The 21282-nt window shown below is 56.8% G+C and carries 16 protein-coding genes; 6 read left to right on the top strand and 10 right to left on the bottom strand.

From position 1 onward, the window contains the following. Positions 1–34: 34 nt before the first annotated feature. From fhuB to hrpB, 10 genes are all read right to left on the bottom strand, one after another. On the bottom strand, positions 35–2017 hold the full coding sequence (gene fhuB, locus ACMGG5_RS09795; RefSeq protein WP_420277802.1) for a Fe(3+)-hydroxamate ABC transporter permease FhuB: 1983 nt from the start codon (positions 2015–2017) through the stop codon (positions 35–37). Next, the gene (gene fhuD / locus ACMGG5_RS09790) at positions 2014–2904 is read right to left on the bottom strand and encodes a Fe(3+)-hydroxamate ABC transporter substrate-binding protein FhuD (RefSeq protein ID WP_157188625.1); all 891 of its coding nucleotides are present in this window, start codon (positions 2902–2904) and stop codon (positions 2014–2016) included. The genes fhuB and fhuD overlap by 4 nt, the downstream gene beginning before the upstream one ends. Beyond that, the gene (gene fhuC / locus ACMGG5_RS09785) at positions 2904–3701 is read right to left on the bottom strand and encodes a Fe3+-hydroxamate ABC transporter ATP-binding protein FhuC (RefSeq protein ID WP_024907509.1); all 798 of its coding nucleotides are present in this window, start codon (positions 3699–3701) and stop codon (positions 2904–2906) included. The genes fhuD and fhuC overlap by 1 nt, the downstream gene beginning before the upstream one ends. Before the next feature lie 50 nt (positions 3702–3751). Further along, a complete protein-coding gene (gene fhuA / locus ACMGG5_RS09780) occupies positions 3752–5962 on the bottom strand; it encodes a ferrichrome porin FhuA (protein WP_048990251.1) in 2211 nt (736 codons plus the stop codon). A 205-nt stretch (positions 5963–6167) separates the two neighbouring features. Continuing rightward, positions 6168–7172, bottom strand: coding sequence for a fimbrial protein (locus tag ACMGG5_RS09775; protein ID WP_420277801.1), 1005 nt, complete (start codon positions 7170–7172; stop codon positions 6168–6170). A 12-nt stretch (positions 7173–7184) separates the two neighbouring features. Further along, positions 7185–9662, bottom strand: coding sequence for a fimbria/pilus outer membrane usher protein (locus tag ACMGG5_RS09770; protein ID WP_420277800.1), 2478 nt, complete (start codon positions 9660–9662; stop codon positions 7185–7187). 20 nt (positions 9663–9682) lie between these two features. Next, positions 9683–10396 carry a molecular chaperone gene (locus ACMGG5_RS09765; RefSeq protein WP_048990247.1) on the bottom strand — a complete coding sequence of 238 codons (714 nt, stop codon included), beginning with the start codon at positions 10394–10396 and terminating at the stop codon, positions 9683–9685. Positions 10397–10438: 42 nt separating this feature from the next. Further along, on the bottom strand, positions 10439–11011 hold the full coding sequence (locus ACMGG5_RS09760; RefSeq protein ID WP_175557801.1) for a fimbrial protein: 573 nt from the start codon (positions 11009–11011) through the stop codon (positions 10439–10441). Positions 11012–11357: 346 nt separating this feature from the next. Continuing rightward, the gene (gene mrcB / locus ACMGG5_RS09755) at positions 11358–13883 is read right to left on the bottom strand and encodes a bifunctional glycosyl transferase/transpeptidase (protein WP_248272715.1); all 2526 of its coding nucleotides are present in this window, start codon (positions 13881–13883) and stop codon (positions 11358–11360) included. 144 nt (positions 13884–14027) lie between these two features. Continuing rightward, a complete protein-coding gene (gene hrpB, locus ACMGG5_RS09750) occupies positions 14028–16457 on the bottom strand; it encodes an ATP-dependent helicase HrpB (RefSeq protein WP_420277799.1) in 2430 nt (809 codons plus the stop codon). Positions 16458–16530: 73 nt separating this feature from the next. Between hrpB and thpR the strand changes: the two genes are divergently transcribed. The 6 genes from thpR to folK all read left to right on the top strand — a co-directional run bounded on the left by thpR (position 16531) and on the right by folK (position 21277). Next, positions 16531–17085 carry an RNA 2',3'-cyclic phosphodiesterase gene (thpR, locus tag ACMGG5_RS09745; RefSeq protein ID WP_032649754.1) on the top strand — a complete coding sequence of 185 codons (555 nt, stop codon included), beginning with the start codon at positions 16531–16533 and terminating at the stop codon, positions 17083–17085. Further along, positions 17075–17779, top strand: coding sequence for a DNA/RNA nuclease SfsA (sfsA, locus tag ACMGG5_RS09740; RefSeq protein ID WP_157188619.1), 705 nt, complete (start codon positions 17075–17077; stop codon positions 17777–17779). The genes thpR and sfsA overlap by 11 nt, the downstream gene beginning before the upstream one ends. 176 nt (positions 17780–17955) lie before the next feature. Further along, positions 17956–18411 (top strand): RNA polymerase-binding protein DksA, encoded by a 456-nt coding sequence (gene dksA / locus ACMGG5_RS09735; protein ID WP_001155232.1) that lies wholly within the window; start codon positions 17956–17958, stop codon positions 18409–18411. 59 nt (positions 18412–18470) lie between these two features. Beyond that, positions 18471–19361, top strand: a complete 891-nt coding sequence (gluQRS, locus tag ACMGG5_RS09730) for a tRNA glutamyl-Q(34) synthetase GluQRS (RefSeq protein WP_370884236.1) — start codon at positions 18471–18473, stop codon at positions 19359–19361. A gap of 42 nt (positions 19362–19403) precedes the next feature. After that, positions 19404–20801, top strand: a complete 1398-nt coding sequence (gene pcnB / locus ACMGG5_RS09725) for a polynucleotide adenylyltransferase PcnB (protein ID WP_420278614.1) — start codon at positions 19404–19406, stop codon at positions 20799–20801. Next, complete coding sequence (gene folK, locus ACMGG5_RS09720) at positions 20798–21277, top strand: 2-amino-4-hydroxy-6-hydroxymethyldihydropteridine diphosphokinase (RefSeq protein ID WP_420277798.1); 480 nt, start codon at positions 20798–20800, stop codon at positions 21275–21277. The genes pcnB and folK overlap by 4 nt, the downstream gene beginning before the upstream one ends. Positions 21278–21282: the final 5 nt, after the last annotated feature.

Below are 21282 nucleotides of genomic sequence, written 5' to 3'. Positions count from 1 at the left end.
GAGGGCTGGGGTGAGGGCATCAGGCCGCACCTGACTACCGACTCTGCTTTCTCAACAGATAAATAAAGTACGGCGCACCGATAAAGGTCGACAGCAGGCCCGCCGGGATCTGATACGGGAACAGCACCATTCTTCCGCACCAGTCCGCGAACACCAGCATCACCCCACCCGTCAGGGCCGACATGACGATATGCGGCATCGTCCTGCGGAAGCCCATCATTCTGGCAATGTGCGGCGCCATTAACCCCACAAAACTCAGCGGTCCAATCGTCAGGGTTGCCGTCGCCGTCAGGCACGCCGCCAGCAGCAGCAGCGCGACACGCGCTGGGGTCAGCGCCATTCCCACCGCACGTGCGGTTTCGCCGCCGAGCGGCAGAATGGTCATCCAGCGGCGGCACAACGGCACCATCGCCAGCAGCACGAGCATCACCATCCCGGACCAGACCACCTGGCTGCCGGTGGCGTTGTAGGTCGAGCCGGAAATCCAGGTCAGTATCTTCGCCATACGCGGATCGCCGCTTGCCTGCAGCATCATCAGCAGCATCGTAAACGCGGTGCTGAGCGCCATCCCGGCCAGCAGCATGCGGTGCGGCGAAAACCCGCCGCGACCGGCGGCTATCAGGATAATCATCAGCGTGGCTGCCGCGCCGATACTGCCGGCAGGCATCAGCCAGCCAAACGCATTGCCCGGCACAAAGAAGAGCATCAGCACCACGCCAAAGGCGGCGCCAGAGCTGATCCCAAGCACTTCCGGGCTCGCCATCGGGTTGCCGGTCAGACGCTGAATGATGCACCCCGCCACCGCCAGCATCACCCCGGCGATCAGCGCAGCGACGATACGCGGCCAGCGCCACTGTAGCAGTTCATTGAGCAAATCACCCGTTGCCCAGTGCCAGCCCGCGGCATCGCGTCCAAATGAGAGCGCCGCGAACGAAGCGATAATCAGCACCGCCAGACCGGCAAGGCTAAACCACAGCACCGACCGACGTTCAGCGCAGACTTTATCGCCCGCGTCCATCGCCGGTGCACTCATGCTGCGCAGCCGCGGGAGCAGCCACAGCAGCAGCGGCGCCCCGATAAGCGCGGTCACAGAGCCGGTGGAGACTTCCCGCCAGACCTGCGCCAGCCAGAGAATAAGCTGATCGGAAAGCCAGAGGATCAGCGCCCCAATCAGCGGCGCCAGCATCAGACGCGTCAGTAAACGACGCGCCCCAAGCATTTTCGCCAGCAGCGGCGCAAACAGGCCGATAAACCCGATGATGCCGACCGCGTTCACCAGCAGGGCGCTCAATACAATTGCCAGCGTCAGCGCCGCCAGGCGAGCCAGCGACAGCGCCAGCCCCAGGTTGCGCGCCACGCCGTCATCCAGTCCCATCAGCGTAAGAGGACGCAGGAGCAGCAGCGTCAGCACAACACCGCCAGCCAGCTGCGGCCACAGGCGCTGCACCACGCTCCAGTCGGTCTGGGTCAGCGTGCCGGTGCTCCACAGGAACATGCTTTGCAGTTGATCGTGGTGGAACAGTACCAGCAGTTGGTTGATCGCCCCACAGTAGAGGCTCACCACCAGCCCGGCCAGGATAAGCGTTACCGGCGAAAGGCGCTTGCCCCAGGCCACGCCAAAAACCAGCGCACCCACTACGCACGCCCCCGCGAGTGCCGCAAACTGCGAGGTTAACGCACCCGGCAGCGCCCACAGCGTGGTAATGGTGATCCCAAGCTGTGCGCCGGTCGCGACGCCGAGCGTGGTTGGCTCTGCCAGCGGGTTACGCAAAACCTGCTGGAACAGCACGCCCACCAGCCCTAAACCGGCGCCGACTAACAGGGAGATCGCCAGACGCGGCAGCAGGCTGTAGTGGAACAGCATCTGCTGAATATTATCGATATCCGGCGAGGCCAGCGCGGCCCCCCACTGCGTGCGGGGTAACGCCGTCGAGAGGTTGAACCCGGTTAATACCAGCGCAACCAGAAAAAGCAGGGATAGCAGCAGCGCCGGGAAGCGGGCGATACGCGTACTCATGCTTTACCTCCCAGCGCGTTATCCAGCACGCGGGCAAAATGCATGGCCGACAGCGTCGCGCCGTAGAACCAGACCGCCGGGGCGCGCTGGAAGCGCTGCTCACGCACAAACGGCATCGCCTGCCAGAGCGGCGTAGCCATCAGGGTCTGCATGGCGCGCTCGTTGCCGTGATCGAAGCACAGTACATCCACGTCGCGAAACGCCGCGAGACGATCGATACCCACGGCGGTACTGCCCCAGAACGTCATCTCCCCTTCCCAGGCATTACGAATGCCGAAGCTGTCGAGCACTTCCTGGAAGAGGCAGTTTTTACCGAAAACCAGCATATGGCGGGCATCCAGCAGCGTCACCATCAGCAGCGGACGATCGCCCCGGTGAGCAAAGCGGGGCTTCAGGGAGTCAATCAGGGTATCAAATTCGTCGAGATGTTTTTTGGCCTCGACCTCGCGGTTGAGGAAACGCGCCATCTCGTTAACCGAGTTTTTCGCCATGGCCAGCGGTTTTTTACCGTCACTGAAGGCGAATCCACGTCCGGGCGCGATGCGCGCCATGGTCTCCTCTGACGGACCGTAACCCGCTGACCAGAACATGAACGAGGGTTTCATCTGGGTGAGCAGCTCGAGGTTTGGCTCCGTCCGCAGGCCGATGTCGATCACCGAGTCCGGCAGCTTCGGCTCGTTCACCCAGAGGTTATAGTTAGGAATGTCCGCCACGCCGTAGGGCGTGACGCCGAGCGCCATCATCAGCTCGACCGGCAGCCACTCCAGAGCGACAATGCGGTGCGGATCGACGGCGGCAGCACGCGCCGTATTCATTTTTAACAGCAGCGGTGAGAGCGCCATCGCCGTCAGCAGGCGACGGCGGCTAATGCGTGTGTTATCGAGCATCAGTAGACAAAGCTCACCGGTGCAGCCCCGGCCGGGTGAGGCAGAATACCCATTGGAATACCGTAAATATGTTCCAGCGTTTCGCTGCGCATCAGCTCTGCGGGTGTACCCTGGGCAATCATCTCGCCCCCGCGCAGCGCGACGAGGTAGTCACAATAACGCGCGGCCATGTTGATATCGTGCAGAACCGCAATGACCGTCAGACCGCGCTGCTGGCTCAAGCGATGCACCAGCGCCAGGACGTCGACCTGATGCGCAATATCCAGCGCAGAGGTCGGTTCATCCAGCAGCAGGCAGCGGCTGTCCTGCGCCACCAGCATCGCAATCCACGCGCGCTGACGTTCGCCTCCGGACAGGCTATCCACCAGACGGTGCGCCAGCGGTTTTAGCCCGACCAGCGCAATCGCCTCTTCCACCTTCTCTCTGTCGGCCACGCCAAATCGTCCAAGCGCCCCGTGCCACGGATAACGCCCAATCGCCACCAGCTCACGCACCGTCATTCCTTCCGCCTGCGGCAGCTGCTGCGGCAGATAGGCCACTTTGCGCGCAAAGGCTTTACTGCTCCAGCTCTCCAGCGGTTGGTCATCCAGCAGAATATCGCCTTCTGAAGGCGGCTGATGGCGCCCCAGCATCTTGAGCAGCGTGGACTTACCGGAACCGTTGTGACCAATCAGGCCAGTGACTTTACCTGCGGGGAACGTCAAAGAGAGCGGATGCAGCAAGGTGCGCCCGGGTACGCGAAAGGAGAGATGGTTGAGCGTGAAGGTGGTATCGGGTTGCGTTTGATTATCCTGCATATCAGCCAACTTAAATAAAAAGGGCACGGCGAACCGTGCCCGGACAGAGATTAGAAGCGGAAGGTCGCGGTAGCAACAACCTGACGTCCTGCGCCCCAGTAGCATGCATATTCGCTGTAGCAGCTGGAGACGTATTCACGATCGAAGATGTTGTTCACGTTGACGCCGACAGACGAGCCCGGCAGTCCAAAGCGTGCCAGGTCGTATTTCACGGTCGCGTCAGCCAGTGCGTAGCCCGCGACGTTGAACGACTGGTAGGCTTTTGGCGACGAGGCAGAGTAGTAGGACACGGTGTTACCGATGTAACGGGTGCCAGCCCCTACCGTCAGACCGCTCAACGCCGTCTCGTGGAAGGTGTAATCTGCCCACAGAGACGCCATGTTACGCGGCACTTCCGCCGGACGACGGCCTTCATACCAAGTATCGTGCGTGTATTCCGCATCAGTAAAGCTATAGGACGCCGTCACGTTCACGTTGGCAGACACTGCCGCTTTCGCTTCCAGTTCGAAACCGCGAGAGCGAATTTCACCGCCCTGTACGCTAAAGCCGCTGGTCGGGTTCGCAGGATCGGCCGTCAGGTTGTTGTTTTTGGTCAGCTGATACACAGCAGCGGTGACCACAACAGGCAGATCTTTCGGTACATACTTCACGCCCGCTTCATACTGCTTGCCGCGAGCCGGATCGAACGGTTTGCCGCCCTGGGTTGCGCCGGAAATAGGCTCGAAGGATTCGCTATAGCTGAAGTACGGCGTAATACCGTTATCAAACAGGTAGTTGATCCCGCCGCGCCAGGTGAACGCCCGATCGTTGATTTCAGCCGTCGTGTCGGAGGAACGCGTCAGTGTGGACGTTTTGGCAAAATCATAGCGTCCACCCAGGGTCAGTACCCACTTATCCCACTCAGCCTGATCCTGCGCGTACAGGCCCGTTTGCTCCTGACGATTGAGCACGGCATACGGGAAGTTCACGTTGATATTGGCATTGTTGTGCTGCGGATTCGTCATGCTGATAGGGTCAGCGCTGCCGTAATCTGCATCAATATCGTTACGCATGCGCAGGTAATCGACGCCCGTTAACAGAGTATGATCCACTGCACCGGTCGCAAATTTGGACTGCAGCTGGGTATCGACCGTGAACGAGTTGAGGTCCTCATCAGAGCGCACGTACGCGCGGCTGATCTGAGCCGGTGCAATATAGCCGTTACCGTAAACGGAACGGTAAAGCGTATTGATTTTGGTGTAGCGCAGGTTTTGACGCACGGTAAAGGTGTCATCAAACTGATGGGAGAAGCTGTAGCCCACCATTTTCTGGCGACGGGAGATCTTGTTGTCTTCGTCACCTTCGTTGAAATCGGTCGGCAGCTTGTGCGCGTTGCCGTTGGCGTCGTAGTAAGGCACAACGGTACCTTCCCGCGGCAGCCAGCCGTAATAGCCTGCATCCGGATCGCTCTGGAAGTTGCTCAGGAAAGTAAAATCGGTTTTATCGTCAGGACGCCAGCTGAAAGCAGGCGCAATGGCGTAGCGGGTGGACTTAACCATTTCCTGCTGCGCATTTTCGCTGCGCCCCAGACCGGTCAGACGGTATGACCACACGCCGTCATCATCAATCGCATCGCTGAAATCAAACCCGGTCTGCCACAGGTTATCGGTACCCATTTTGAACTGAATTTCTTTCAGTGGCTCGGTGGTTGGCCGCTTGCTGACCATGCTGACCACGCCGCCCGGGTGACTTTTACCGTACAAAACGGACGTAGGGCCGCGCAGCAGCTCGACGCGCTCAAGGAAATACGGATCCATGGACGCTTCAGAATAGTTATCACCCTGCAGCTTCATCCCGTCCAGATACTGGTTGGTATTCACAGTACTGGAGGTGGTGAACCCACGAATAGAAACAACATCATACGTTGTTGAAGCACCGCGTGTTGCGAACACGCTCGGCGTATAGGCCAGCGCCTGTTTAACCGTCCCCGGCTGCTTCATGTCCATCTCTTCACGGGTGACGACAGAAATAGACTGCGGGGTTTTCTCAATCGGGGTATCGGTCTTGGTCGCGGTGGCGGTGCGTTTAGCCGCAATCGTGGGTGCCGGTCCCCAGGCACTTTCCTGTGCCGCAGGTGCTGCGGTTACCGTGATAGTTTCTTCTTTTTTCGGGGTTTCTGCCGCATGAGCATACGCGGACACGCCGGCAACCGCTGTGGCGACGACGACCGCGAGTTTACGCAGCGACGTGTTCATTGGCTGAGCAGTATTGGAAAGCGCCATGATGTTTCTCTGATGGAAAAGTGAATGATAACGTAAACGAGAATTATTATTATGAGCGCCAGAATAATATGCGAAACGCGGGTTGCATAGCAAGCAGTAAGCAGCCCTACAAGATTTAAGGGTTTAAGAATTAACCAGATGAAAAGAGTGGGTTAATAAGGATAGCGAAATGATCGCTAAAGCCCGCCAAAACGGGCAGATAGGGTTAACGGTAAAATACCTCGAACGTGGCGACGGAATCGACTTTGCCCGCTTTAACCTCCCCCGTTTTGATGTAGCGCGCCTTGAGAGGGATTTCAACGGGGATCTTGTCCTGCGTACTGGTTATCGCCGTGTAGTTCTGATCAAACTGCAGCACCGTATTATTCTTATCAAGAATTTGGATGCCGACACCCGCGGCGGCGGAATCTCCGGCAGCGATGCCGAGGATATTGCCGTTCTTCACGCCCGTTGAGCCCGCGCTGGTGAACTGATAATCGATCTTTGTCCCCGCAGAACAGTCGATGATTTCAATCTTAAAACTGCTGTCGGTAACTATCTCTGAGTATTGCCCGTCAAAATCCTGAACGTTGACCGTTTTAAGAGGCACATAAATGTTACGGTCGACCAGGTTACAGGTGTTGGTTGTAATGCGAACGCTGGTGGGCGAAAACCGCATTTCACCGATCACCGCGTTCCCCAGGATATCCATTGAGGTTAATCGTGAGGTATCGAGATATCCTTCCTGAATATCGCCCGTTACCACCAGTTGCGCAGTGGCGCGAAAGGTAGATACTCCATGCGAATAGCCATGTGTTGAGCCAATATAGTGCATTGGCCTGACAAGATCCTCGTCATTATAGTTTGGTAACTGCTCATTCGAGGAAGCGGCCCGAATTCCAATCCCCGGGACATTAGTTTGATAAACGCCAGGCATAACATCTTCACGCGCATCGCTTTCCGTCAAGGAGAGATAGCCTCGCCGTATTTGCGCTTCACCGATGCAGTCTATGGCCACTTCTTTACTTTCAACGCTGTCATCGTAAATGATTGTGCCTTTCGGGGTATCAGGAGCAACAATAATCACCGGCGGAAGTTGAAACGTCACCACAGCATCCACGCCAGAGCTGCCGTTAAAAGTACAGTCTGCTCGAGCTGAATGGAAAAAGGCGGTCGCCAGCAACATCAGCACGGGTAAGAAAAACGTTTTCATGGAACAGTGTAGATTCATGAAATACCTCTTTTAATGACAGTTGACCGTGGCTTTCACGATCCCTGCTGAGCCCTGGGAGGGAAGATCCAGCTCTCCATGACACTGATGAACGTTTTCTTCCCCCCACTGCACGCTAAACGTTGTTTTGCCGGACAGCCCCGTGAGGTAAACCTCACCGTCATCCCCGACGATGGCGGTGGTACTCTCCAGCGCTACCACAGCCCCAAACGGAACGGGCTTACCTGCGTAGAGCAAGGTCACCAGCGCGCGTCGTCCAACGCGAGCATCGAAGGTCGCGTGCAGAGCCGCCCCTTTCGTCGGCACGAGATCGAGCGTTGCCGCATCGATATCAATATCTTCCCGATCCTGGGTATTTACGGTGATGACGTTGTGCCGATAGGCCGTCATAGAGGGCACTATGGCGTTACCAAAACGGTCTGTAGAGATGCCGCGCCCGTTTTGCACTTTGACGTTATCGCCATCCTTAATGTGCACAATGGCAAAAGCGTCGCGTACGGGTTGCCCCAGCGTCACGCCATGCTCGTGGGCAACGATCGACCCCTGCGCGCTGTAGTTCCACTGTCTATTATCACCGCTGTAGCTGTAGCCCATCCCGACCTCACCGGAAGCGCCACGGTAACGCCCGGACAGGCTGCCGCCGTAGCCGGTATTCTGATTGGCATAGCTCTGCTGGAGGTTGTAGCTCAGCTTATTGTCCTCCAACGCGGTGCCGCCGAGCCCGACCTGATGCGAAACAAACCCACCGCTGGCGGTGTTAGCGCTATAGGTTGCCCAGGAGTCAGGCAGCCACTTTGAGAACGGAATGTTGACCGTCAACGCCATCTGCCGGTCGGTATTGGCGTCCGGCGTGCGGGTCAGGTTGTAGCTTATCGACCAGGTGATATCGCGCCAGCTGGAGCTCAGCCCCGCGCTGACGCTGCGCTCATGGCCGTCCATATCCCAGTAATCCTGCTGATAGCCGTTGAGATAAGCCGAGCCCCAGTCTGAAATACGCTGGGAAAGGTTTAGCTGCATGCGGCTACGGCGGTTGTTGGTTCTGCGATAGGTATAAATGCCGTCATCGATCTCGCCGTCACGCCGATCGATAGCTTCCTGAAAGGTATAAAACCCCGAGGTAGAGTAGCGGTAGCTGGCAAGCGTGACGGTCGTATCCGTGTCAGGGATATCTTTGGAGTACTGGGCCCGCCACGATAAACCGCTGGCATCGTCAAGCCCGTCATCAAACGCGGTACGCGCGGCGGTGAAGTCGACAGATGCGGAGCCGAAGTGCCTCAGGTCGGCACCAAGCCCCAGCAGCAGCGCATGATACAGTGACGCCCCCAGCGCGCCGGTATAGGCCGTGACGCCGTAAGGCAGACCATAGATAGCCGTACCTTGCGCAAAGATGGGTTCATCTTCACCTTCATTACCGCGATAGCGCCCTGCTGCCAGCGAGTACTTAAAACCACCTTCTCGCTGTAACACCGGCACCGACGCGCTGGCCTGAATGAAGCTATGCTCGCTGCCATCCGCCTCTTCGACGGTCACTTCCAGATCGGCTCCGGAAGTCACCTGGCTCAAGTCGCGGATCTCAAAAGGCCCTGGCGAGACGTTTGTCTGATAGATGGTATAGCCGTTTTGCTTGATGGTGACTTTCGCGTCGCTATTCGCAATACCTCGCACAACGGGCGCAAAGCCTTGCTGGCTGACGGGCAGCATAGCGGTGTCCGTTTCCAGCTTCACGCCGGTCATCTGGACGCTGTCAAAAAGCTCGCCATTGGTATACGTCTGCCCCATCTCAAGCTGGCTTTTCAACGCTTTGATGTCACGCTGTAAAGTGCTGGCGATAGCCTCCCAGCCGGAAGCATCGCTCCAGGTGCTGTTATTACGCAGTCGCCACGCGCCAAGATTCATCCCCGACTCCAGACCCAGCCAGGTTGAAGAGGCTTTGCCCGAACTATAGTGTTGCTGAGAGCCGCTGAGCTGATAGCTTGTCCAGGCGGCAGGCGCGCCGTCATCCCAGAATTTCGGGTTAATCGCTCCGGCGGCGGCGCGATCGCGATAGATCTGCGGAATGACCAGCTTCAGGGTCTGGTTATCCTGATCGTAATCGTAGCGTGCATTTTCAATGAAATGAGAGATGTCCCGAACGTAAGCCTCGTCGTCCAGACCCTTTAAGTCAGGGATCGTGTCAACTTTCACGCCGTATTCGCGCAGGTCCGCTTTGGTCAGCTCCGGCAGCAGATGCTGTTTGTCGTCAGAAAGCACATAGGTGAGCGTACGTGTATCCAGCACGTCCCGATCCCACATAATCGTCGTGGGGTAGCTCCCCGCAAGTAAGCCATTATCATTGATGAATTTTTTGAGCGTGGAGGTATTTTCGAGAGGGGTATCCAGTTCAAGGATCCGCAGGTTGAATTCGTCATCCGCACTTGCAGGCTGGATCGCGGCGAGCAGCGCCAGCGCGATCCCGGACAGTACCTGTTTGTGAAGTAAAGATGACGACATAACTTACCAACATGATCGATTTAAAGAGCCTGCTTGCGTAGAGGAGTCTGGGCGCCGAAATCATTAATAGCCGTCCAGGTCACCGCGCCATTTGCCGCTTTTGGTAGCGCGAAACTCTGCTTGCTAAACGGTGCAACCATCATTGAAATGGCACCCGGCGTGGTTTTGGTCTCTTTCACCGGTACACTTTTCCCGCCAACGGCCAGTTCGCCAAAAGAGACGTAAAAAGGGGTGGGGTTGTTTGCAATTAGCGTCTCACCCTGACGATGGAACGTGATTTTTTCATAGGCTCCCAGGGCATCGGTTTCCTTCAGTTGAGCAGGACGCCAGAAAAGCTTCAGGCGCGTTTTCATCGCGAACTGCAGCGTGTTTTTCTCTTTCAGATCGGGCGACAGAGCAGAGACGGATTTCACATTCGCCAGAAAAAGTGATTCGCGGTCTGCCGGCAGGCTGTTTTTATCGCCGGTAAAAATAACGTGTAATAGCGTCTGACGATTTTCCTGCAACTTATAGACAGGCGGCGTAATAATAAAGGGAGCCTTTGCATCATTGGGATAACTGACCCAGCTTTGCACCAGATAACGCGTATGAGGATCTTTATTTTTAAGTGCGATTTGCACTTCAGATTTATTCGATGGATAAATAATTCGCGTACCACCGAGAACAACGCTTGCCTGCACTGAAAAGCAAGAGATAATTAAACAACCACATAACAATTTAAATAACGTCTTCATACAGCGTTCCAGGAGGCAGCCGTTCAGGCTGCCAATAATTGCTTAGCGATAGACAACCTCAAATGTGGCTGAGGAGGAGTAATGACCCGCGGTTGGCGCGGCATCACCGACCTGAATCACTTTCGCGGTGTAGTTAAAGACAGAAGCCGCTGCGCCGGTCGGATCGTTAGCCACGTCGGTGCCCGCATCCGGTACTGAACCGTCGAAGACCACATCGCCTTTGGAGCCGTTGTCGTTGCTGACAATGATGCCAACGTTAGTGGCGTTGCCTGCGCCGGAGAGATCGTTCTTCAAACGCTTGTACGCCGCGTCTGTCGTTGTGCCGCTGAACTTGAGGTTCAGTTTGGCGACCAGCGGGTCACATTTTTTTACTTCAATCTTAAAAGCTTTAGACGTCCCGACCTGACCGTCGATGCCAAAATCTGAAGGATAAGTATCTGCGAATGTGACGGTGGATTCATTGGTCCCCGTACCATCAACATTAATCTCGCAGGTATCCGCCACAATTTTTCCGGCGAAATTTACCGTACCTGAATCATTCGCTGCAAAGACCGGCAGCGACAAAGCCGCCATAATGCTTCCGGCCAATAAAGAAGAAATAATTATCTTATTCATAACAACATCCTTATATATGTTTATAATGGAATCCATTCCTGGGAAAAATACTTTTCGCCAGAATGCCATTTAAAATTGGACGTCACTTAGCCCCGAAAAACCATTAATAATAACATCCCATGAGGAAAGTGAAATTCACGAACTTAATTACATCAGATTAATCTTTACCGTGTCCAGCAGGATGGCGAATAAAATAGTTTAAAGTGATACCAACGCACTGATTAAAATAAGAAAAATCACGCATTAATAATTCTTAATTAGACATTTACTAAAATTAAAATAAGAATAAATGTTAAGACAAAAAAAGCCGCTTATCACTAAGCGGCTTTTTTATTCAGGAAACTAATCAGTTTCCGCCAAACATGTCCTTAATCCAGCCGGCTACGCCATCGCTGTCTTTCTTCTCATTCTGCTGCTGCGGCTGTTGCTGCTGCGGCTGCTGTGGCTGAGAAGACTGATCGAACGGGTTGCCGGTCGGCTGTTCAGGCTGGTTCTGCTGGCACAGGGAATCCGGGTTGGTTGTCCAGACCGGCAGGGTACGCATTCCGCCACCGCAGACAAAGTTACCGGAGCTGTCCACGCCCATATCCACGATATCTTCCGGTGCAACGAGGTTCAGCGGCACCGGTGACTGATTGGCCAGGTAGCGCTGGTAAATCGACATCGCCCCGCTCGCCCCGTACAGTTTGGTCGGCTGGTTGTTATCGCGGCCTACCCAGGTGATCACCACTTCGCGGCCATCAATACCGGCAAACCAGGTATCAACGTTGTTGTTGGTGGTCCCGGTTTTACCCGCCAGATGCAGACCCGGATACTTCGCCCCCAGCTGACGCCCGGTACCACGCTGCACCACCTGCTGCATGGTCCACAGCGTCATGTAGGCGGCCTGAGCAGGAACGGCACGCTCTGCCTGCGGGAAGCTCTGATACAGCACGGAGCCATCTTCGGCAATCACCGAACGCAGGGCAGACAGCGGTGCGCGGTTACCCCCGCTGGCAATGGTCTGGAACGCCTGGGCGACTTCGATCGGCGTCAGGTTAAGCGCGCCGAGGATCATTGCCGGCACCGGGTGCAGCTGATCTTTCGATACGCCCAGTTTTTGCCAGGTGTCGACAATCGCTGGCAGTCCCAGCGACATGCCCAGGTTAACGGTTGGTACGTTCATGGAACGCGTTAATGCATCCACCAGCATCACCTGACCGCTGAACTGTTTATCATCGTTCTGTGGTGACCACACCTGGCCGTTAGGCTGGCGCAGGGAGATAGGCGCATCCGCAATCCAGGTATTCAGACGATACTGGTTTGGCTGACTCAGGGCAGTGAGATAGGTCGCCGGTTTTGCCAGAGAACCGATCGAGCGACGCGCCTGCATGGCACGGTTGTAGCCTGCAAACTGCGGCTCGGCACCGCCCACCATCGCACGCACTTCGCCGGAGTTGCGATCAACCACTACCATCGCGGTTTCAAGATCGGAGAGCTTACGCTGTTTCTTCAGCGCCGGAATGCCTTCCACCGCCGCTTTTTCTGCCGCATCCTGCGCCACGGAGTCAAAGGTGGTGAAGATCTTCACGCCGGAGAGATCTTTGACCTTATCGCCAAGCTTGCTTTGCAGCTCCTGACGCACCAGTTGCATAAACGCAGGCTGAGGCGAAATCACACCGCCGCGCGGCTGAACGCCAAGCGGACGTGCGCTCAGCATGTCGTACAGCTCCTGGTCAATCACCTGCTGTTGTTGCAGCAGACGCAGCACCAGGTTACGACGCTCCAGCGCCAGTTTCGGGTTACGCCACGGGTTATAAATGGACGCGCCTTTCACCATGCCCACCAGCAGCGCCTGCTGATCCAGGCTCAGCTCCTCCACCGGACGACCAAAGTAGTACAGGCTCGCCAGCGGGAAGCCGCGGATTTCGTTATCGCCGCTCTGACCGAGGTACACCTCGTTCATGTACAGCTCAAGGATGCGATCCTTGCTGTAGCGCGCATCCATCAGCACAGCCATGTAGGCTTCGTTCGCTTTACGCCAGTAAGAGCGTTCGCTGGAGAGGAACAGGTTCTTCACCAGTTGCTGGGTCAGCGTACTCGCGCCCTGTACGGTACGGCCGGCAGTCAGGTTAGCCAGCACCGCACGACCAATCGAATAAAGGCTGATGCCATCATGCTCGTAGAAATGGCGGTCTTCGGTTGCCAGCAGGGTATCGACCAGCAGATCCGGGAAGCCGTTACGCGCCACGAACAGGCGCTGCTCGCCGTTTGCTGACGAAAGCATGGTGATCAGACGCGGATCGAGACGGAAGAAACCAAACTGACGGTTGTTATCCATGTTCTCGATGGTATCCAGACGATCGCCGTCAAAGGTCAGACGCGCGCGCACCTGCCCCTCTTTGCTGTCCGGGAAATCAAACGGACGACGGATCATCTCAATGCTGTTGGACTGCACGGTAAATTCGCCAGGCCGCGTCATTTTTGACACCTGACGATACTGGGTGGCTTCGAGCAGTTTAACCATCTCGTTCTTCGTGATGGACATATCTGGCTCAAGGTTCACCATACGGCCATATACTGCCGCAGGTAACTGCCAGACTTTACCGTCGATACGGCTGCGGATCTTCTGATCCAGATACACGCCGTAAATCGCCATCAGCACGACAAAAACAATGAACAGCTTCAGCAGCAGCCAGAACCAACCGCGCTTGCCCCGAGGCTTACGCCCTTTGCCTTTTCCATTACGCGGCATCGGTTCTTCATCCTCATAATCGTCTTCATAGTCATCGTCATAGTCCTCATCTCTGAGGCGACGACGGCTTACCTTTTCTTTCGCCGGACGCGTTGGTTTTCCCTTACGTCCTATTGGCTCGCGGTCATTCCCCGCCATGCTTTTTCTCCGCAACTTTCAGGCGCAAAGGCCAGATTTTCTTTTCTTTCACAGGCCTGTGAAAGAAGAAATCTCTCAAAATTTGTTTTCTCCCTCTCCCTGTGGAAGAGGGCTGGGGTGAGGGCATCAGGCCGCACATCCCTTTCAGGAATACTTCTTCGTCCGCCTCGTCGGCGCCGTATTCGCCGGATCGTCCGGCCAGACATGTTTGGGGTATCGCCCCTTCATCTCTTTTTGCACTTCACGGTAGCTTCCCGCCCAGAACGCCCCCAAATCTCGGGTGATTTGTAATGGACGATGCGCAGGCGACAGCAGCTCAAGCACTAACGGCACACGCCCTTCCGCAATGGACGGCGTGGTGGCCTCACCAAACATCTCCTGCATCCGAACCGCCAGCGCCGGCGGATTATCCTCATGATAACGGATGGCAATCCGGCTTCCGGTGGGCACAGTGTAATGCCCTGGCAGTTCACTATCCAGACGTTGACGTAATGACCAGTCCAGTAAATTCTGTAACGCGACCTTAACATCAAGGGCTTTCAGCGCCCGAAGCGAGTGAACACCGTGCATTTGCGGCAGCAGCCAGCGCTCCAGAGAGCCCAGCAATGTCTCATCATCGACTGCGGGCCAGTCATACTCCGGCAGCCAACGTGCAGCACAATGCAGGCGAAGACGATACTGTTCAGCCTCTGGTGACCAGTTCAGCACGCCTAATCCTTTTTCCCGAATGCCGTTCAGCATAGCCTGATGAAGCTCTTCTTCCGACGGCTTCGCCAGCGGCTTCGTCCCGAGCGTCAGTTTCCCAATCTGGCTACGACGAAACGCCTTCAGCGTGCCCTGGGCATCATCCCACTCGACGATGTCCGATTGCTGAAGCAGCTGCGGACAGGTACGGGTCAGGGCGTCAATATCTATGGCAATCGCCTGCAGGATACGCGCATCCGGGGAGTGACTCCCCTGCAGCAGGAGCGGCGCAATCAGCCACTCGTGACGCGTCAGCGCATCATCGCTGTCCAGCATCGCCCCCATGCCGTTTGCCAGCTGGTAGCGACCGTCCAGCCCGCGCCGACGCGCAATCCTGTCCGGGAAGGCCTGTGCCAGCAGCCGGGGAATACGCTCACTGTCTGGTACGCCGCCGCGGCTGTTAAGCCGTTTACCGAGCTGCTGCACCCGCTGCTGCCAGTTCCCCTGACTGCGCGAAAACGCCTGCCCCAGATCGCTGCTGCCTCCTCGCGGCGGCTCCTCAAGAATAGCCGCCAGTTTAGCCGCCGTGGCAATTTCATCGTCCCCCAGCGCGGCCACCAGCATTGCGGCCAGACGCGGATCGTTGCCCAGTGCCGACATTTTCTGGCCGCGCGCCGTCAGACGTTCGCCTTCCAGCGCGCCAAGCTGGGTCAGCAGATTGCGCGCAGCGGCGAGATTCACGGCAGGCGGAGAATCAAGCCAGGTAAGCTGCCCAGGATCCGGACAGCCCCACTGAAGCAGATCCATCACCAGGCCCGACAAATCACTTTGTAAAATTTCCGGCGTGCTTTGCTGTGCAGCGCGTTCAGCCTGTTCCGCGCTGGTCAAATGCAGGCAGATACCCGGTTCAAGACGCCCCGCGCGGCCCGCGCGCTGCACCATCGACGCCTGGCTAATGCGCTGCGTCAGAAGTTTAGTCAGCCCGGTGCGCGGGTCAAAGCTTGCCACCCTCTCCTGGGCGCTATCCACCACCAGGCGAATCCCTTCAATGGTCAAACTGGTTTCAGCAATGTTGGTTGCCAGCACCACCTTGCGCTGCCCCACCGGGGCCGGAAGGATGGCTTTACGCTGATCCTGGAGCGACAGCGCGCCGTAGAGCGGGCAAAGCAGCACATCACCGCCTACGCGTGTAGAAAGCTGCTCCTGCACGCGCTGGATCTCACCGACACCCGGCAAAAACAGCAGCAGGGAACCGGGCTCCTGGCGCAGCAGCTCAGCGGTAGCAATGGCGACCGCCTCGTCAAAACGCTGGTGGGAGGGAAGCGGTTGATAGCGGCGTTCTACCGGAAACGCCCGCCCTTCAGAGCTGATGACCGGTGCATCGGGTAGCGCCTGCCGTAGCCGCTCGTTATCCAGCGTGGCCGACATAATCAGCAGCCGGAGATCGTCACGCAGTCCTTGCTGAACGTCCAGCAACAGCGCGAGGGCCAGATCCGCCTGCAGGCTACGCTCGTGGAATTCATCCAGGATCACCAGCCCGACGCCGGTGAGCTCCGGATCGTTTTGCAGCATGCGGGTGAGAATACCCTCGGTGACCACTTCGAGGCGCGTGCTCGGCCCCACGCAGGTCTCGGCGCGCATCCGGTAACCTACCGTTTCGCCCGGTTTTTCATTCAGCAGTTCCGCCAGACGCTGCGCCACGTTGCGCGCGGCAAGCCTGCGCGGCTCCAGCAGGATAATTTTTCCGCTGATGTTCCCGTCTTTCAGAATCTGCAGCGGCAGCCAGGTGGACTTCCCCGCACCCGTCGGGGCATTCAGCAAAACCTGCGGGGCATGATGTAAGGCAGCGAGAAGGTCAGGAAGAACGACGGCGACCGGCAATGAGGACACTAACAGCTCCAGAGGGTTAACATTAGTCGGCGTACATTGTAGCATCGGCGCATATCATTACCGAGTCCTCCGTATGCCTGAGTCGAAACGGCTGTTTTTTGCCATTGAATTGCCCACCGCGATACAGCGTCAAATTGTTCGCTGGCGCGCCGATCGCTTCCCGCCGGAAGCCGGTCGCCCTGTCGCGGCGGCTAACCTGCACCTGACGCTGGCCTTTTTGGGCGACGTCAGTGCCGAAAAGCAGCGGGCGTTAGCCGCAATGGCCGGGCGTATTGCCCAGCCGGAATTTACGCTGCACCTCGACGATGCGGGTCAGTGGCTGCGTTCGCGCGTGGTCTGGCTGGGCACGCGCCAGCCACCGCGCGGATTATTGCAGCTTGCGAACATGCTGCGCGCGCAGGCGGCGCGCAGCGGCTGTTATCAGAGCCCGCAGCCGTTTCATCCACATATCACGCTGCTGCGCGATGCCGGTCAGGCCGTTGCCATCCCGCCGCCGGGTTTTCACTGGGCTTTTCCGGTCAACGGATTCGCGCTTTACGAATCCGTCTTTGCACAGGGACGCACCCGCTATACGCCGCTACAGCGCTGGACGCTGGGCAACACCGAAAGGAATTCTGATGAAGTTTAGTCCTCCCCTGCAGCACGCTACGCTTATCCAACGCTACAAACGCTTCCTCGCCGACGTGATCACCCCTGAAGGGATACAGCTCACCCTGCACTGTCCCAATACCGGTGCCATGACGGGCTGTGCGACGCCGGGTGACAGGGTCTGGTATTCCACATCAGAAAATACTAAACGCAAATATGCCCATACCTGGGAAATGACCGAAACCCAAAATGGGGCATTTATTTGCGTTAACACCCTGCGCGCAAATCAACTGGTTAAGGAAGCGCTGACCCATGGCATCATTCCTGAACTGGTCGGTTATGGTACGCATAAAAGTGAAGTGAAATATGGCGATGAAAGCAGCAGAATTGACTTCATGTTACAGGCGGAAGACAGGCCGGAGTGCTATATTGAAGTGAAATCAGTGACGTTAGCGGAGCAGGAAAATGGCTACTTCCCGGATGCGGTAACGCTACGTGGTCAGAAGCATCTGCGAGAGCTAATGAGTGTTGCGGCGGCGGGCAAACGCGCCGTATTGCTGTTTGCGGTGTTGCATTCAGCCATTGAGCGTTTCTCCCCTGCCCGCCATATTGATCCTAAATACGCGCAATTGTTGAATGAGGCACAAAAGCAGGGGGTAGAGGTTTTCGCTTATAAAGCGGAACTTTCTGCCGATAATATGACTCTGAGATCCTCTCTTCCCATTGTCTTATAAGGGATTAGACGATTGACGATTAAGTGTTCTGGCCGCGTGCGCAAATACGCTTTTCCTCACAGGCTTGTCAAGTGTTACGTTTAGATAATTGCCATCCGGAAAAGCATCTGCTATTTATAGCGACCTGATTTTTCCCCCAACACGGGGATCGATAGTGCGTGTTAAGGAGAAGCAACATGCAAGAAGGGCAAAACCGTAAAACATCGTCCCTGAGTATTCTCGCCATCGCTGGGGTGGAGCCGTATCAAGAGAAGCCGGGCGAAGAGTATATGAACGAAGCCCAGCTGTCGCACTTCAAGCGTATTCTTGAAGCATGGCGTAATCAACTCAGGGATGAAGTCGATCGCACCGTTACTCATATGCAGGATGAAGCTGCTAACTTCCCGGATCCGGTAGACCGTGCCGCTCAGGAAGAAGAGTTCAGCCTCGAACTGCGTAACCGTGACCGCGAACGCAAACTGATCAAAAAGATCGAGAAAACGCTGAAAAAAGTCGAAGACGAAGATTTTGGCTACTGCGAATCCTGCGGTGTTGAAATCGGTATTCGTCGCCTGGAAGCGCGTCCAACCGCCGATCTGTGCATCGACTGTAAAACGCTGGCCGAAATCCGCGAAAAACAGATGGCCGGTTAATACCAGCGCTGTTTACACACTCTAAAGGCGGGAGTCTCTCCCGCCTTGTTACTGTTGATATGTCTGAATCACACTATATTGGGCGCTTCGCGCCATCTCCTTCCGGTGAATTACACTTCGGCTCATTAATTGCCGCGCTCGGCAGCTACCTGCAGGCTCACGCCCGCCAGGGAAAATGGCTCGTCCGCATTGAAGATATTGACCCTCCGCGTGAAGTTCCCGGTGCTGCAGAGACGATTCTGCGTCAGCTGGAACATTACGGTCTTCACTGGGATGACGAGGTGCTGTGGCAGTCAAAACGTCACGAGGCGTATCGGGAACGTCTGGCCTGGCTTCGCGCACAGGGACTTTCCTATAACTGCACCTGCACCCGCGCGCGTATCCAGAGCGCAGGCGGCGTCTATGACGGCCACTGCCGCACGCTTAATCTCCCTCCGGAAAATGCCGCCGTGCGTATCAATCAGCGCTCCCCGGTGACGCGCTTTACCGATTTACTCTCCGGTGAGATTCATGCCGATGAACGTCTGGCGCGTGAGGATTTTATTATTCACCGTCGCGATGGCCTGTTCGCCTATAACCTGGCCGTGGTGGTGGACGATCATTTCCAGGGCGTGACGGAAATTGTGCGCGGGGCGGATCTGGTCGAGCCGACCGTTCGACAAATCTCGCTTTATCACCAGTTTGGCTGGACGGCGCCGGACTACATTCATCTGCCGCTGGCGGTCAATGCGCAAGGCTTTAAATTGTCAAAGCAGAACCACGCCCCGGCCCTGCCAGACGGCGATCCGCGTCCTGTTTTGATCGACGCGCTGCGATTTCTCAACCAGAATGTAACCAACGAATGGCAGGATCTGCGTATTGACGAACTGCTGAAAATGGCCGTTGCCAATTGGACGCTCGCGGCAGTGCCAAAAATCCAGCATTCTCAAATGCGTTGCGCTGAGCTATGATTAGCCGCTTTTTTCATAACAAAACACACTACGAGGTGTACCATTTTTACCCGAGTCGCTAATTTTTGCCGTAAAGTGCTAAGCCGCGAAGAGAGCATGGCGAACGATGCTATTGCACAGCCACACATGTCGGTTATTCCGCGTGAGCAGCACACTATTTCCCGCAAAGATATCAGTGAAAATGCCCTCAAGGTGCTCTATCGACTGAATAAAGCGGGCTACGAGGCCTATCTCGTGGGCGGTGGAGTGCGTGATTTACTGCTGGGCAAAAAACCAAAAGATTTCGACGTGACGACCAGCGCCACGCCTGAGCAGGTGCGCAAATTATTCCGTAACTGCCGTCTCGTTGGCCGCCGTTTCCGTCTGGCTCACGTGATGTTTGGGCCGGAAATTATCGAAGTGGCGACCTTCCGCGGCCACCACGAAGCGGGCGCGTCCGATCGCACCACGTCACAGCGCGGCCAGAACGGTATGCTGCTGCGCGACAATATCTTCGGCTCTATCGAAGAAGATGCCCAGCGTCGCGACTTCACCATCAATAGCCTTTATTACAGCGTGGCGGATTTCACCGTGCGCGATTACGTCGGCGGCATGCAGGACCTGAAAGAAGGTCTGATCCGTCTGATCGGCACGCCGGAAACGCGCTACCGTGAAGATCCCGTGCGTATGCTGCGCGCCGTTCGTTTCGCCGCCAAGCTTGATATGCGCATCAGCCCGGAAACGGCAGAGCCGATCCCGCGTCTGGCGACGCTGATTAACGACGTGCCGCCTGCCCGCCTGTTTGAAGAGGCGCTGAAGCTGCTGCAGGCCGGCCACGGCTTTGAAACCTATAATCTGCTGCGCGAATACAACCTGTTCCAGCCGCTGTTCCCGACCATTACCCGCTACTTCACCGAAAACGGTGACAGCCCAATGGAGCGGATGATTGCGCAGGTGCTGAAAAATACCGATACCCGTATCCGCAACGACATGCGCGTGAACCCGGCGTTCCTGTTTGCCGCGATGTTCTGGTATCCGCTGCTGGAAACGGCACAGCGTATTACCCAGGAGAGCGGGCTCGCCTATTACGATGCGTTCGCGCTGGCTGCCAACGACGTGCTGGACGAAGGCTGCCGCACACTCGCCATTCCGAAACGTATTACCACCCTGGTGCGCGACATCTGGCAGCTTCAGCTGCGCATGTCCCGTCGTCAGGGCAAACGCGCCTGGAAGCTGATGGAGCATCCTAAATTCCGCGCTGCCTTCGATCTCCTGTCGCTGCGTGCGGAAATTGAACGCAACCAGGAGCTGCAGCGTCTGGCGCTGTGGTGGGCTGAATTCCAGGTCTCCGCCCCGCCGGAGCAGAAAGATATGCTTACCGGGCTGGATGAAGAGCCGGAACCGCGTCGCCGTCATCGTCGTCCGCGCAAACGCGCGCCGCGTCGTGAAGGGACAGCATGACCCTCGCGTATATCGCCATCGGCAGCAATTTAGCCTCTCCGCTGGAGCAGGTGAATGCTGCCGTACAGGCGCTGGGCGAGATTCCGCAAAGCAAGATCGTGGCGGTCTCCTCGTTCTACCGCACACCGCCGCTGGGGCCGCAGGATCAGCCCGATTACCTCAACGCCGCCGTGGTACTTGAAACTGCCCTTGATGCCGAAACACTGCTGGACAATACCCAGCGCATCGAACTGCAGCAGGGCCGCGTACGCAAAGCCGAACGCTGGGGACCGCGCACGCTGGACCTCGACATTATGCTGTTTGGTCACGAGACGATTAACACTGAACGTCTCACCGTTCCGCATTACGATATGAAAAATCGCGGGTTTATGCTCTGGCCGCTGTTTGAAGTCGACCCCAATCTCATCTTCCCGGATGGCACCTCACTTAAGTCCATTCTGGACAACCTCAAAGCGGAAAAACCCGCTCGCTGGTGATCGGG

Source organism: Enterobacter sp. BNK-34 (assembly GCF_048684445.1).
Taxonomy (GTDB): domain Bacteria; phylum Pseudomonadota; class Gammaproteobacteria; order Enterobacterales; family Enterobacteriaceae; genus Enterobacter; species Enterobacter pseudoroggenkampii.
The sequence above is the reverse complement of the archived record's forward strand: the minus strand, read 5'-3'. Positions and strand labels throughout refer to the sequence as shown.

What these genes read in the sequence shown, in the direction of transcription:
- fhuA (WP_048990251.1), bottom strand. Translation starts at nt 5,962, where the DNA reads ATGGCGCTTTCCAATACTGCTCAGCCAATGAACACGTCGCTGCGTAAA.
- gluQRS (WP_370884236.1), top strand. Translation starts at nt 18,471, where the DNA reads ATGTCTGAATCACACTATATTGGGCGCTTCGCGCCATCTCCTTCCGGT.
- sfsA (WP_157188619.1), top strand. Translation starts at nt 17,075, where the DNA reads ATGAAGTTTAGTCCTCCCCTGCAGCACGCTACGCTTATCCAACGCTAC.
- fhuD (WP_157188625.1), bottom strand. Translation starts at nt 2,904, where the DNA reads ATGCTCGATAACACACGCATTAGCCGCCGTCGCCTGCTGACGGCGATG.
- ACMGG5_RS09765 (WP_048990247.1), bottom strand. Translation starts at nt 10,396, where the DNA reads ATGAAGACGTTATTTAAATTGTTATGTGGTTGTTTAATTATCTCTTGC.
- folK (WP_420277798.1), top strand. Translation starts at nt 20,798, where the DNA reads ATGACCCTCGCGTATATCGCCATCGGCAGCAATTTAGCCTCTCCGCTG.
- ACMGG5_RS09770 (WP_420277800.1), bottom strand. Translation starts at nt 9,662, where the DNA reads ATGTCGTCATCTTTACTTCACAAACAGGTACTGTCCGGGATCGCGCTG.
- fhuB (WP_420277802.1), bottom strand. Translation starts at nt 2,017, where the DNA reads ATGAGTACGCGTATCGCCCGCTTCCCGGCGCTGCTGCTATCCCTGCTT.
- ACMGG5_RS09760 (WP_175557801.1), bottom strand. Translation starts at nt 11,011, where the DNA reads ATGAATAAGATAATTATTTCTTCTTTATTGGCCGGAAGCATTATGGCG.
- dksA (WP_001155232.1), top strand. Translation starts at nt 17,956, where the DNA reads ATGCAAGAAGGGCAAAACCGTAAAACATCGTCCCTGAGTATTCTCGCC.
- ACMGG5_RS09775 (WP_420277801.1), bottom strand. Translation starts at nt 7,172, where the DNA reads ATGAATCTACACTGTTCCATGAAAACGTTTTTCTTACCCGTGCTGATG.
- thpR (WP_032649754.1), top strand. Translation starts at nt 16,531, where the DNA reads ATGCCTGAGTCGAAACGGCTGTTTTTTGCCATTGAATTGCCCACCGCG.
- fhuC (WP_024907509.1), bottom strand. Translation starts at nt 3,701, where the DNA reads ATGCAGGATAATCAAACGCAACCCGATACCACCTTCACGCTCAACCAT.
- mrcB (WP_248272715.1), bottom strand. Translation starts at nt 13,883, where the DNA reads ATGGCGGGGAATGACCGCGAGCCAATAGGACGTAAGGGAAAACCAACG.